Consider the following 13,804-nt stretch of genomic DNA (forward strand, 5'->3'; position numbering starts at 1 on the left):
TCTGGATCTCAGCTGGCACGCGGCTTACACAGATCTGTCGCCGATGCCCGTCGATAACAAGAAAGGTGCCAGATGACCGCGAACCTCGATACCCGGTTGGCCCCCCGTCAGCGCCTCGCCCGCGGCTTGAAATACAGCACTGTCGGTCCGGTCGACGTGACGCGCGGCGTGGTGGGCCTGAGCGCCGACACCGCCGCCGCCATTGCGACCGGTCTACGCAAGCGCTACCAGTCGGGCCAACTGCGCCGTCAACTGGCCGCAGCTGCAGAAGCGGTGGCCGCGCTGCCCGAGGTGCTGCAGGAAGCAACCGCCCCAGAACCCAAGAGATGTCACCGCCGACTTCTGATCGCCGGGGTCGCGGCTGCGGTTCTGGCCGGCGGCGCCGTGGCGTTCTCGATCGTACGGCGGTCCAGCCGCCACGAGGCCCCGACGCCGCTGCCGCCGAGCGTCGAGGTCAACCCGAAACCCTGACCCCGCAGCTATTCCGCTGACGGGTCCTGGCAGTCCATCCACCGACCGTCCTCTTTGAGGAAGCTGTTGGACTGGGTGCTTGTCGACGGTGGCTTGCCCTCGGAGTTCCAGCTCATGGTCAGGTCAGCGGTCGCGTGGTCTCCGGTGACCTTGATGTTCTCCGTCTTGTCGATCGTCAGCGTTGTGGTCTGCCGAAGAATCTCAAGGTTGGCCGCCTTATAGGCCGGTTCGTCGTACCGGATCAACGCGTCGACCAGTTGGCCGATCGTGGCATCCGATGCGGTGGGGTACTGCCGTTTGAGCGCGTCGGTCAGCACATCCACAGGCTTCGCGGCCAATTCCTCCGGGGTTCCGGCCTCGCTGAGCGGTGGGAACATGGTGTCCGGCTGAGCCAGAACGGCGTCGCGGTACTGCGCACAGGTGAGCTCGGCCATCCGGCCGAAGTCAAAGCCCACCAGAGCGGCTTTCTGCTCACCGATCAGATCCCGGATCTGCTGCTCGTCGCTTGCCGCGGCTTCGGCCGAGGTGGCCGCCGGACTCGACGACTCCGCCGAGGTGCTCTCCGATCCGCAACCAGCGACGGCCAACACGGCCAGTCCGACGATGAACGCTCGTATCACGTAGTTCCCTCTTCCTCACGGTGGCCGGCTGTGCGCCGGCTGTGGACAGCGGGCAGCTTACCGACTGCGGGAGTTGTGGTCACGAACGAAAAAAGCGGCTCCGGTAGCTGGTACCGGAACCGCTCTGAACTGCTGATTTGTCTTGTGGAGCCTAGGAGATTCGAACTCCTGACATCTGCCTTGCAAAGGCAGCGCTCTACCAACTGAGCTAAGGCCCCGTCTTCGGCAGCGGCGGGACCTCGTCCGCCTGGTGCCAAACTTCTTCACCGTGTCGTGATCGCCAGACGATCACCGCGGCGGCTGCGATACCGGCCACAAGCAAGAACCGCATGGCACAACCTCTCGGTGATCACCGGCTACACCGGGTGTCGTGGGCCTAGGAGGACTCGAACCTCCGACCTCTTCGTTATCAGCGAAGCGCTCTAACCACCTGAGCTATAGGCCCGAAATATTGGGATCGACCGAGCGCAGAGATTACCGCACCGGAACGCAGAGTCCCAAATCAATCCCTGTCGGCCAGCGTGACCTCCACGCCGCCGACCAGATCGGTGGTCAGGTTGTAGATGAAGGCCCCGATGGTCGCCAACGCGCACAGCACAACGATGTTCACCAGGCCGACCAGCGCCGACCCGCCGAAGATTGTTCCGCTGGAGACCAATTCGCCTCCCGATGCGCCGCTGGCGCTGGTCAGGAGGTCACCGACGTTGCTGTTGAGCTTGCTCCACACACCCATGGCGCCGAGGACGAGATAGAGGAATGCCACCGCGATCATCCACACGAAGAACAGCACCACCGACAGCACCAGTGAGACCTTGAGCACAGTCCACGGGTCGACCCGGCGGATCTGCATGCTGGCCCGGACCGGGCCCTGATGCGTACCCCGGTTGGCTACCTGGATCCGGGTGGTCGGGCTGTTGCTCGAGCTTCGGGCCGCCGACGCCTCAGAAGCGGTCTTACGTTGCGGGGTACGCGGGGACGGCCCGGACAGGTCCGGGATCTCGCTCGCATAGGCCTCGGGCCGCACCGGTTCGTTGCGGGTGGCCGACGGGGCGGGCGTGGCCGGGCGCGCCGGCCGGGCCGACTGCTCGGTGTCCTTCGTCTCTGTGCCGGCGACGAAGCGCTGCAACCGGGCTTCCACGCCGGGGGAGTGGGCGGCCGGGCGGGCACCTTCTTCGCGCGTCTCGGTTCCCGGCGGCGGCGAGGTGCGGGCGGTGCCCCGCTGCCACGGTGGCGCCTCACCGGTCTCGGTGATCTGACCGCCGGAAGCGCGGGCCTGCGCCCCCGCCGCTTTGCCGGCGGCGGGTTTCGTCTCGGGCCCTGCGGCCCCGGTACCTGAGCCGTTGGAACTGCCGGGCCGATCGCCCGATCGCGGGTGCCCCGGCTCGTTCGGTGAACTCACCTAACAGCTCCTTAGCTCAGGCCGGGGTCCGGGTTGGGCCTCGGCACCAGCGTCACTCTTCGACGGACTCAGCGTCATCCTGTTCCGAGTCCTCCTCGGCGTTGCGCGCGATCGCAATCAGTGTGTCGCCCTCGCCCAGGTTCATCAAGCGAACACCCTTGGTCTGGCGCCCGGCCTTGCGAACCTGACGTGCGGCGGTCCGGATGACTCCGCCACCGGAAGTGATGGCGTACAGCTCCGTCTCGTCATCGACGATCAGCGCTCCGACCAGACTGCCACGTTTGCGGTCGTACTGGATCGTCAGGATGCCCTTGCCGCCGCGGCCCTGGACCGTGTACTCGTCGATCGCCGTGCGTTTGGCGTAGCCACCCGCAGTCGCAACCAGCAGATACGTATCCGGCTGCACCACGTTCAGCGACAGCAGCCGGTCATCCTCATTGAACCGCATACCCTGCACGCCCGAGGTCGCACGACCCATCGGCCGCAGGGCCTCGTCGGTTGCGGAGAAGCGGATCGACTGGCCGTTGGCACTCACCAACAGCAGGTCGTCTTCGGCCGAGCACAGCACCGCACCGACCAGTTCGTCACCGTCGCGCAGGTTGACCGCCACGATGCCACCGGAGCGGTTGGAGTCGAAGTCGACCAGCCTCGACTTCTTCACCAGACCGTTGCGGGTGGCCAGCACCAGATACGGCGCGTCCTCGTAGCTCTTGATCTGGATGACCTGGGCGATGCGCTCCTCGGGCTGGAAGGCCAGCAGGTTCGCCACGTGCTGACCACGTGCGGTGCGCGAGGTTTCCGGCAGCTCGTAGGCCTTGGCCCGATACACCCGGCCCTGCGTGGTGAAGAACAGGATCCAGTCGTGGGTGGAGCAGACGAAGAAGTGGTTGACGATGTCGTCGGCCTTGAGCCCCGCGCCCTGCACACCCTTGCCGCCCCGCTTCTGGCTACGGTAGAGGTCGGTCTTGGTGCGCTTGGCATACCCGGTCTCGGTGATCGTGACGACCACGTCTTCACGGGCGATCAGGTCCTCGTCGCTGACCTCGCCGTCGGCAGGCATGATGCGGGTCCGACGGTCATCGCCGTGCTTTTCGACGATCTCGGCGAGTTCGTCGCGGACGATCGCCCGCTGTCGTTCCGGTTTGGCCAGGATGTCCTCGAGATCGGCGATCTCGGCTTCGATCTTGGCCAGATCGTCGACGATCTTCTGCCGCTCCAGAGCAGCCAACCGGCGCAGCTGCATGTCCAGGATGGCCTGGGCCTGGATTTCGTCGATGTCGAGCAACTCGATCAGGCCGGCGCGAGCGATCTCGACGGTCTGCGACGCCCGGATCAGGGCGATCACCTCGTCGAGCGCGTCGAGTGCCTTGACCAGACCGCGCAGGATGTGGGCCCGTTCGTTGGCCTTCCGCAACCGGTACCGGGTCCGACGCACGATGACGTCGAGTTGGTGTGCGACGTAATGCCGGATCATCTGGTCCAGCCGCAGCGTGCGCGGCACCCCGTCGACGATCGACAGCATGTTGGCGCCGAAGCTGGTCTGCAGCTGGGTGTGCTTGTAGAGGTTGTTCAGCACCACCTTGGCGACGGCATCGCGCTTGAGCTCCACCACAATTCGCAACCCGACGCGGTCGCTGGACTGGTCCTCGATGTTGGAGATGCCGGCCAGCTTGCCGTCGCGCACCTGCTCGGCGATCGAGGTGATGAAGTTGTCGTGGTTGACCTGGTAGGGCAGCTCGGTGATGACGATGCCGGTACGGCCCCGGCTGTCCTCTTCGATCTCGACCACACCGCGCATCCGGATGGAACCGCGGCCGGTGGTGTAGGCATCGTGGATGCCCTGGGATCCGACGATCAAACCGGAGGTGGGGAAGTCGGGACCCTTGACCCGCTCACACATCGCGGCCAGGGTGGCCTCTTCGTCGGCCTCGTGGTTCTCCAGGCACCAGTACACCGCGTCGGCCAACTCCCGCAGGTTGTGCGGCGGGATGTTGGTGGCCATACCGACGGCGATACCGCCCGAACCGTTGGCCAGCAGGTTGGGGAACCGGCTCGGCAGCACCGTGGGTTCCTGCACCCGGCCGTCATAGTTTGGGATGAATTCGACTGTCTCCTCGTCGATTTCACGCAACATTTCCATGGCCAGCGGCGTCAGCCGGGCCTCGGTGTACCTCATCGCCGCCGCGGGATCGTTGCCCGGCGAACCGAAGTTGCCCTGGCCGTCGACCAAGGGGTAACGCAGCGACCAGGGCTGGGCCATCCGGACCAGGGTGTCGTAGATCGAGGAGTCGCCGTGCGGGTGGTAGTTACCCATCGTCTCGGCCACCGAACGCGCCGACTTGGCGTGGCTGCGGTCCGGACGGAAGCCGGAGTCGTACATGGCATAGAGCACGCGGCGGTGCACGGGCTTGAGGCCGTCGCGCACCTCCGGCAGGGCGCGGCCCACGATCACGCTCATGGCGTAGTCGATGTAGCTGCGCTGCATCTCGTGCTGGATATCGACCGGTTCGATGCGGTCAGAGGTTCCGTCGCCGGGTGGCAACGTGGTGTCAGTCATGTGATCCTCGGTGGTTGATCTAGCCGGTGGATATCGTTAAACGTCCAGGAAGCGAACGTCTCTGGCGTTGCGGGTGATGAAGCTGCGCCGGGCTTCGACGTCTTCGCCCATCAAGATGGAGAACAGCTCGTCGGCCGCGGCGGCATCATCGAGGGTCACCTGACGCAACACCCGCACCGAGGGATCCATGGTGGTCTCCCAGAGTTCCTTGGCGTCCATCTCGCCCAGACCCTTGTAACGCTGGATACCGTCATCGACGTTGATCCGCTTGCCCGCGGCCTTGCCCGACTCGAGCAGGCCGTCGCGCTCCCGGTCGGAGTAGGCGAATTCCGGTTCCTGACGCTGCCACTTGAGTTTGTACAGCGGCGGTTGGGCCAAGAAGATGTGGCCGTGCTCGACCAGCGGTTTCATGAACCGGAACAACAGGGTCAACAGCAGCGTGGAGATGTGCTGGCCGTCGACGTCGGCGTCGGCCATCAGCACGATCTTGTGGTAACGCAGCTTCTCGATATCGAACTCGTCGTGGATGCCGGTACCCAGGGCGGTGATGATGGCCTGGACTTCGGTGTTCTTCAAAACCCGGTCGATGCGGGCCTTTTCGACGTTGATGATCTTGCCGCGCAACGGAAGGATCGCCTGGAACATCGAGTCCCGGCCACTCTTGGCCGAGCCGCCGGCCGAATCACCCTCCACCACATACAGTTCGGACTTCGTGGGGTCGGTGGAACGGCAGTCGGCCAGCTTGCCGGGCAGGCCGCCGATGTCGGTGGCGCTCTTGCGCCGGACCAGTTCGCGGGCCTTGCGGGCGGCGATACGCGCCTGTGCTGACGAAACTGCTTTGTTCACCACAGTTTTCGCTTCGGCGGGATTCGACTCGAACCAGTGGTTCAGCTGCTCATTGCAGATCTTCTGCACGAACGACTTCACCTCGGTATTACCGAGTTTGGTCTTGGTCTGACCCTCGAACTGCGGTTGAGCGACCTTCACCGAGATCACCGCGGCCAGACCCTCACGGATGTCATCGCCGGTGAGGTTCGGATCCTTGTCCTTGAGGAGCTTCTTGTCCTTGGCGTACTTGTTCACCACGGTGGTCAGCGCGGCGCGGAAACCCTCTTCGTGGGTGCCGCCTTCGTGGGTGTTGATGGTGTTGGCGAACGTGTGCACCGACTCTGAGTAGCCGGCGTTCCACTGCATCGCGATCTCAACCTCATGCCCGGTGCCCTTGCCGTCGAAGTCGATCACGCTGGGCTGGATCGCGGTCTTGGTGCGGTTGATGTGCTTGACGAAGTCGACCAGACCACCCGGGTAGTGGAACACCCGGTGTTTGACCTTCTGCGGTGCGGAACCCTCGGCCGCCTTCTCCTCGGCGGACTTCGGCGCTTCGGCGTGATCACTCACGACCTCGTCGACGACCTCGTCGTGGGTGACCCGTTCATCGGTCAGCTCGATCGTCAGGCCCTTGTTGAGGAAGGCCATCTCCTGCAAACGGCGGGCGATGGTCTCGAAGTCGTAGACCGTGGTTTCGAAGACATCCGGATCCGCCCAGAAGCGGATCGTCGTGCCGGTCTCCTTGGTCTTCTCACCCTTTTTCAGGGTCCCCGGGACCGAGTTGTCGTAGGTCTGGAACCACTCGTACCCGTCGGTGCGGACGTCGGCTTCCAAACGCGACGACAGGGCATTGACCACCGAGACGCCGACGCCGTGCAGGCCGCCCGACACCTGGTAGGCGCCTTCTTCGAACTTGCCGCCGGCGTGCAGAACCGTCATCACGACATCGATGGTCGGGATGCCGGTGGCATGCATGGCGACCGGGATGCCACGCCCGTCATCGGTGACCTGAACACCGCCGTCCTCGAGGATTCGCACGTCAACCCTGCTGGCGAACCCGGCCATCGCCTCGTCTACCGCGTTGTCGACGACCTCCCACACCAGGTGGTGCAGGCCGCGTTCACCGGTGGAGCCGATGTACATGCCAGGGCGTTTGCGAACGGCTTCGAGGCCTTCCAGCACTTTGATCGAATCGGCACCGTACTGATTCTGGGCAGCCACTTCGGACGCGTCTCCTTGGGGTTCGCGGGAAGCGGTTGCATCGCCGCCCTGCAGATCTCGTCACAGTCTACCGGTCGAGGCGGACAGGGCCGACTCTGTAGCGGCGTTTTCACCTACCTAACCGCGCCGTGCGCGGAATTTCTCGGGCACCGGAGCCTCCGGACGCTTCAGGAGATGGCTTTCGGCCGTCTCGGAGCTCTCAGCGCAGTGTCGCCGCGTCTAGCCGTAGGTGTCGCGGGGACCGCGTCCCCCCGGCACGTTGTACTTGCCTTTTCGCCACGACGGGCCCACCGGGCCCACGATCTTCAACGAGGTCACCACCCCGTCGCCGACGGCCGCTGCGATCTTGGCCAGCAGCTGGGACTGCACCATTCGAAGCTGGGTGGCCCACGCCGTGGACTCCGCGGAGACGGTCAGCACGCCCTCGTTCAGGGCGGTGGGATTGGCATGGTCGGCGATCTGGTCCCCGACCACGGCCCGCCACCGACCGAACACCGAACCTTCTGCGACTTTCGAGGACCAACCCCGCACCTTGGCCAGGTCCTGCGTGACCGAGCCGAACAGTTGTGGATCACGGGCATCGGGACCCGGACCTGACCAGCTGCGACGACGACCGGTATTTCCCCCGGCGCGCCGCACCGGCGCCCGGCGTCCCCGACCGACGTCCTTGCCTTGGCTGCGTGCGGCGCCTCGAGCCTCTTCGAGGGTCCGCCGCACCAGATCCATACCGCGCATGCGCGTGAGGTCCTCGGGCGGGACCGCGGGCGTTGGGTCACCCGGTACCGGGTCTGGGGACTCGGCGGGCTTGTCCGTCATGACTGCACCATCGATATCCGGCCCTGATCCCCTTCGGTCATCCTGATCTCGACGCGGTTGACCGCCCAGTCCTGCGGGATGTCCTCTCCGACCGCCGCGGTGACCAGAACCTGTTCGGCCTCGCCGGCCACCGCCGCCAAGGCTTGGCGGCGTGCGGTGTCCAACTCGGCGAAGACGTCGTCGAGCAGCAAGACCGGATCTACCCCGTCCGACCGCAGCAATTCGTAGGCGCCGAGCCGCAGCGCCAGCGCCATCGACCACGATTCACCATGGCTGGCAAAACCTTTCGCCGGTTGATCACCCAGCCACAGCTCGAGATCGTCGCGATGCGGGCCGACCAGACAGACCCCGCGATCCAACTCCGCGTCACGACGACGGCTCAGCGCGTCCAGTAGCGCCGCCTCATAGAACTCGACGGACTCGAGTCCGGAAGCGTTCGCGATGGCCTCCACACCCGAGCGGTACCGGATCGCCGCGGGCCGGCTGGAAGGCGCCAACAATTGATAGGCCTTCTGCACCTCGGGATGCAGTTGCTCGACCAGGGCGATGCGCGCGGCGATCAGTGCCGCACCGTGCGCGGCGAGGTGACCATCCCACACATCGAGGGTGTCCAGCGCGCTGCGATCGCCCCGATAGCGTGCTCCCGCAGCGGTTTTCAACAGGGCGGTGCGTTGACGGACCACCTTGTCGTAGTCGGCCCGGATACCGGCGATGGCTGGTCGACGGGTGGTGGCCAACTCGTCGAGATAGCGGCGCCGCTCGCCTGGATCGCCACGCACCAGTGCGAGGTCCTCCGGACTGAACAACACCGCGCGCAGGACCCCGAGAATTTCGCGGGGGGACCTCACCGGTGACCGGTTCAGCCGGGCCTTGTTCGCCCGGCCATTCGTGATCTCGAGGTCCACCGCCAGCTCGCGACCCTCGTTGACCACGATGCTCGAGACGATCGCCCGTTGCTCGCCGGCCCGGATCAGGGGCGCGTCAGAAGCCACCCGATGGGACCCGAGTGTGGCGCAATACCACAGTGCCTCAACGAGATTCGTTTTACCGAAACCATTCGGGCCGACAAATACGGTCCGCCCGGGCTCCAGCTCGAGCTCGACCTGTGCCCAGGACCGGTAGTCGGTCAGCCCCAGGTGGCGGACATACATCGAAACCCCACCTATCCGGACTCACTGATCCGGTGCACCGCGTGCCCACCGAACTGATTGCGCAGCGCCGACACTGCTTTCATGGTGGGGGAGTCCTCTTGCCTGGAGGCGAACCGGGCGAACAACGACGCGGCGATCACCGGCATCGGAACCCGGTGACTGATCGCCTCTTCCACGGTCCAGCGGCCTTCCCCGGAGTCCTCGGTATACCCGCTGATCGCGGCGAATCCGGGGTCTTCCTTGAGCGCCTTGGCCAGCAGCTGCTGCAGCCACGACCGGACCACGGTGCCGTTGGTCCAGGCCTGGATCACCGCCTGGGGATCGGAGATCAGTTCCTCGGCGGACAGCAGCTCGTATCCCTCGGCGTAGGCGTGCATCAGGCCGTATTCGATCCCGTTGTGCACCATCTTGGCGTAATGACCGGCACCGACCGGACCGGCGTGGACGAATCCATCGGCCGCATCACCCTCGGGTCGCAGGGTGTCGAAGATCGGCATGGCTCGAGCCACGTCGGCGTCACTGCCACCGACCATCAGCCCGTACCCTTCGTTCAGCCCCCAGACGCCGCCCGACACCCCGGCGTCGATGAAGGTGATTCCCTTGTCTCCCAATAACTTCGCATGTGGTCCGTCCTCGGTGTACCGCGAGTTGCCTCCGTCGATCACCAGATCGCCTGAACCGAGCACATCGGCGAGGGCGACGATCGTGGTGTGCGTCACCGTTCCCGACGGCACCATGACCCACACCACCCGCGGCGCCTCGAGGGCACCCGCCAGATCAGCGAGGCTGGCCACATCGCTGACTTCGGGACGAGGGTCATAGCCCACGACTTCGTGGCCACCCCCGCGCAGGCGCTCGCGCATGTTGAAGCCCATCTTGCCCAGGCCGACCAACCCGAGTTGCATGTGCGCCCTTTCTCGACCGGGCCGGTCAGCCGGGAAGGCGAACCGGCATCAACAGATAGACATAATCGGTCTTGGCGGCCGGGAACGGACCCGAACCACCGGTGCCACCATCCTCGCCCGTGGGGCGCAACACGGCAGGGCGACTCGGCGTGGTGAAGCCGAACGTCACGCGGTCGGAATGCAGGGAGCTCAACCCGTCGGTGAGGTAAGTCGGGTTGAACGCGATGGTCAGGGGTTCGCCGGCGAACTCCACCGGCAGATCCTCTTCGGCACGCCCCACATCGTCGGCGCCGGCCGAAAGACGCAGCACATCCTCGCCGAACTCCATCCGGATCTGTGCTCCGCGGTCAGCCACGAGCGCCACGCGCTTGATCGCCTCGGTGAGCTCGGCCACGCCGATCGTCGCCACCGCGGTGTGCTCGCTCGGCAGCAGCTGACGGAACTTCGGGAACTCCGCATCCAGCAGGCGGGTGGTGCTGCGCTTGCCGTTACTGCGGATACCGAGCAGGCCGTCCTTGCCGACCGACTCCCCGGAGCCCAGCGACAGGTGCACCTGGTTGCCGTCGGTGCCGGCCTTGGCCGCCTCGGCCAGTGTCTTCGCCGGGACCAGCACGGCGGCCTCGATATCGGTGGCACCGGTTTCCCAGGTCAGTTCACGCACGGCCAGCCGGAACCGGTCGGTGGCCGCCAAAACCACTGATTCACCGGAAATCTCGACGCGGATGCCGGTCAGCATCGGCAGGGTGTCGTCCCGGCCGGCAGCCACGGCGACCTGCCCGATCGCCTCGGCGAACAGATCCGAGGACACCACGCCGGTCTCTTCGGGCAGGGTCGGGAGCGCCGGATAGTCCTCGACCGCCAAAGTCGGCAGCGAGAACCGGGCGCTGCCACAGGTCAAGGCCACGCGGGTGCCTTCGACGCTGAGCTCCACCGGCTTGGCCGGCAATGCCTTGGTGATGTCGGACAGCAACCGCCCAGATACCAAAACGCTTCCAGAAGAAGCGATTTCAGCGCTGACACGGACCTCGGCGGAAACTTCGTAGTCGAAGCCGGAGATCGTCAGACCATCGTCGGTGCCGGTCAGCAGCACCCCGGCCAGGACCGGGATGGCGGGCCGGGTCGGCAGATTGCGGGCCACCCAGGCCACCGCGTCCGCGAAGTCCTCACGCACCACGCGGAACTTCAAGTCGGTCAGCCCAGCCGTCGTCGTCGCCACGTGCGTTGCGCCCCTTCGATGATCCCCATAACAAGCTCTACCAGCATCTTCCCAGAACACCGCCGTCAGCATCACGCCGAATGACAAAGCTGGAAACCGCTGTCGATGAACACCGTAGAGCTTTCCGCATCAACTTGAAAGCTAATCGACCGGGGTGACACGAGACGTGCCTGGGCTGCTCGAGCCCGCACGGGTGGACGGTTTCGTCCGGTGTCCCCAGGACTGTCTTCTAGAAAGAATTCTTAGAAGATATTTGAGTAACAGTATTAGGCACTGTGAAAACTGGGGATGAAGGGGTGTTTTCCCAGTACCCCATGTGTGTCGGAATGTGAGTGGGCTGTGGAGACCGGTGTGCGGATCGGCTCTGGGGTGTGGACAGATGACATCGTGTGGATGATTTTGTCATTCATTCCTGGTTTGCGCGCAGGTTGTACACAGCACTGTCCACAGCGATCGGCTGTGACAAGGGATGTGTTCCGGGGCGAAAGTGGTCGCAGATTTTCCCTCGGAACGGTCCTGAAGAGTCCACGATGTGAGACAGAGAAGACGCCCGGAGCGCAGGATCGACCGCCGGCACCCGGTGCTCGAGCACCGATCCGGACAGGATTTGAGGGACGGTTCAGCGCTTGGCGCGCTGACGAATCCGGGTGGTGAGTTCCTTGACGTGGTCGAAAACCTCACGTCGCTCGGCCATCTCGCCGCGGATCTTCTTCTCCGCGTACATGACCGTGGTGTGATCACGCCCGAAGGCCTGGCCGATCTTGGGCAGGGACAGATCGGTGAGCTCACGGCACAGATACATGGCGATCTGTCGTGACTGCGCGAGTGCGCGGGTCTTGCCGGGCCCACGCAGTTCCTCGACTGTGGTCTCGAAGTATTCGGCAGTGGCCGCCATGATCGCGGCGGTACTGATCTGCATGGTGGTGGCGTCGGCGATCAGATCGCGCAACACCACTTCGGCCAGAGACTTGTCGATCCGGGTCTTGTTGAGCGAAGCGAAGGCGGTGACGCGGATGAGCGCACCTTCGAGCTCGCGGATATTGCGTTCGATGCTGCTGGCGATGAGCTCGAGCACGTCATCGGGCACATCGAGACGGTCCATCTGCGCCTTCTTACGAAGGATCGCGATGCGGGTCTCGAGCTCGGGTGGCTGCACATCGGTGATCAGCCCCCACTCGAAGCGGGTGCGCAGCCGGTCCTCGAGGGTGGCCAGCTGCTTGGGCGGGCGGTCCGAGGAGATGACGATCTGCTTGTTCGCGTTGTGCAGGGTGTTGAAGGTGTGGAAGAACTCCTCCTGGATACCTTCCTTCCCCTCGATGAACTGGATGTCATCGACCAGCAGGATGTCGATGTCGCGATAACTGCGCTTGAACGAGGCCTTGCGGTCGTCGCGCAGCGAGTTGATGAAGTCGTTCGTGAATTCCTCGGTGGAGACGTACTTGACCCGCATCCCGGGGAAGAGACGTTGTGCGTAGTTTCCGGCCGCGTGCAGCAGATGCGTCTTGCCCAGGCCGGATTCGCCCCAGATGAACAACGGGTTGTAGGCCCGTGCCGGCGCTTCGGCGATGGCCAGGGTGGCGGCATGGGCGAAACGGTTGGACGCACCGATGACGAAGGTGTCGAAGGTGTAGCGCCGGTTGAGATTGACGGCGTTGTCGTCACTGACCGTGGAATCACGCTGCGGGCTGCTGAAGTAGGTCGGCCAGGCCTCCTCGGCGCTGGCCTTGGCGGCGCTGTCGTCGTCGATCTCGTCGTTGTCGTCGGCCGGGGTCGCGGTGATGGTGCGTGGCTGTCCGTCAGCGGTGGACCCGGAATCAGCCGCAGCCGCGGGGGAGTCCTCGGAGTCCTCGGGTGGAGTGGCGATACGGACGCCCAACTCGACCCGCTGACCCAGCTTGCGGCTGAGTGCATTGATGATCGGCTCGCGAAGGTGCCGTTCGATCTCGTTCTGGACGAAGGGCGTGGGCACGGAGAGCAGAGCAAACCCCTCGGCGATGACGAGGGGTTTCACCAGCTTGAGCCAGGCTCTTTGCTGAGGTGTCAGTGGCGGAAGCGCGGGATCACCGTCTGCGGCCCGGTCGCCGTTGAGTTCGGCGACGACGCTGTTCCAGACGGCGACGAACGGTGGATCGGGGTCAGCTGACAACGACTGTTCCCCCTTTGAGGTGACTTCCAGGTGGACCCGGTGACTGACAAAAAGAACGATGACGAACTGTCCACATATTTATCCACAGCTTGTGGAGAAAGAACAGTCGTCGTCGCTCTGTTGTCTGTTGTGAGAGCGTCGTGGTCGGCTTCGTCACATGCCGCGCCGGTGCGCCCCGCCGCGATCTCTCACGTTATTTTTCCGGGCCGGTCCAGGCTCGGAACGGCATTGCCAGAAGCTAACAGTTTTCTCTCGATGTGCCAACAGTTCTGCAACATCGGATACTGGGCAGGTAGGCGGGTCGACGCAGGTTTGACCGAGGGAAATCTCATCAGTACCCTCGAGCAGTCGCCCGCACGTGGCGATACGGCTGCGCCCGGGAGGTTCCGGAGAACGCGCCGGTTAGTGAAGCACGACGGACGAGCTTAAACAGAGCTTGCACGGTAACCGCTTGCGACGGCACTTCGGTGCCGG

At 64.7% G+C, this 13,804-nt stretch carries 10 protein-coding genes and 2 tRNA genes; 1 reads left to right on the forward strand and 11 read right to left on the reverse strand.

Annotated features, from left to right (window positions below; translation table 11 throughout):
• Positions 1-72: 72 nt before the first annotated feature.
• Positions 73-471 (forward strand): cell wall synthesis protein CwsA, encoded by a 399-nt coding sequence (cwsA, locus tag G6N44_RS17300; RefSeq protein ID WP_163665999.1) that lies wholly within the window; start codon positions 73-75, stop codon positions 469-471.
• 8 nt (positions 472-479) lie between these two features.
• Here the strand turns inward: cwsA and G6N44_RS17305 are convergent, their stop codons facing one another.
• The 11 genes from G6N44_RS17305 to dnaA form a co-directional block, all read right to left on the reverse strand.
• Positions 480-1,091, reverse strand: a complete 612-nt coding sequence (locus tag G6N44_RS17305; RefSeq protein ID WP_163666001.1) for an Rv0361 family membrane protein — start codon at positions 1,089-1,091, stop codon at positions 480-482.
• 145 nt (positions 1,092-1,236) lie between these two features.
• Positions 1,237-1,309 (reverse strand) — tRNA-Ala (locus tag G6N44_RS17310).
• A 153-nt stretch (positions 1,310-1,462) separates the two neighbouring features.
• Positions 1,463-1,536, reverse strand: a tRNA-Ile gene (locus tag G6N44_RS17315).
• Between the two features lie 57 nt (positions 1,537-1,593).
• On the reverse strand, positions 1,594-2,490 hold the full coding sequence (locus G6N44_RS17320; RefSeq protein ID WP_163666003.1) for a DUF3566 domain-containing protein: 897 nt from the start codon (positions 2,488-2,490) through the stop codon (positions 1,594-1,596).
• Between the two features lie 52 nt (positions 2,491-2,542).
• Positions 2,543-5,047 carry a DNA gyrase subunit A gene (gene gyrA, locus G6N44_RS17325; protein ID WP_163666004.1) on the reverse strand — a complete coding sequence of 835 codons (2,505 nt, stop codon included), beginning with the start codon at positions 5,045-5,047 and terminating at the stop codon, positions 2,543-2,545.
• Between the two features lie 36 nt (positions 5,048-5,083).
• The gene (gyrB, locus tag G6N44_RS17330; RefSeq protein WP_163666005.1) at positions 5,084-7,096 is read right to left on the reverse strand and encodes a DNA topoisomerase (ATP-hydrolyzing) subunit B; all 2,013 of its coding nucleotides are present in this window, start codon (positions 7,094-7,096) and stop codon (positions 5,084-5,086) included.
• 219 nt (positions 7,097-7,315) lie between these two features.
• Complete coding sequence (locus tag G6N44_RS17335; RefSeq protein WP_163666006.1) at positions 7,316-7,912, reverse strand: DUF721 family protein; 597 nt, start codon at positions 7,910-7,912, stop codon at positions 7,316-7,318.
• The gene (recF, locus tag G6N44_RS17340) at positions 7,909-9,063 is read right to left on the reverse strand and encodes a DNA replication/repair protein RecF (protein WP_163666007.1); all 1,155 of its coding nucleotides are present in this window, start codon (positions 9,061-9,063) and stop codon (positions 7,909-7,911) included. The genes G6N44_RS17335 and recF overlap by 4 nt, the downstream gene beginning before the upstream one ends.
• 11 nt (positions 9,064-9,074) lie before the next feature.
• Positions 9,075-9,968 (reverse strand): phosphogluconate dehydrogenase (NAD(+)-dependent, decarboxylating), encoded by an 894-nt coding sequence (gene gnd, locus G6N44_RS17345; RefSeq protein WP_163666008.1) that lies wholly within the window; start codon positions 9,966-9,968, stop codon positions 9,075-9,077.
• A gap of 25 nt (positions 9,969-9,993) precedes the next feature.
• Positions 9,994-11,184 carry a DNA polymerase III subunit beta gene (gene dnaN, locus G6N44_RS17350; RefSeq protein ID WP_163666009.1) on the reverse strand — a complete coding sequence of 397 codons (1,191 nt, stop codon included), beginning with the start codon at positions 11,182-11,184 and terminating at the stop codon, positions 9,994-9,996.
• 619 nt (positions 11,185-11,803) lie between these two features.
• Entirely contained in the window at positions 11,804-13,330 is a 1,527-nt protein-coding gene (dnaA, locus tag G6N44_RS17355) for a chromosomal replication initiator protein DnaA (protein WP_163666011.1), read from the reverse strand.
• Positions 13,331-13,804: the final 474 nt, after the last annotated feature.

Source organism: Mycolicibacterium alvei, from assembly GCF_010727325.1.
Lineage (GTDB): Bacteria > Actinomycetota > Actinomycetes > Mycobacteriales > Mycobacteriaceae > Mycobacterium > Mycobacterium alvei.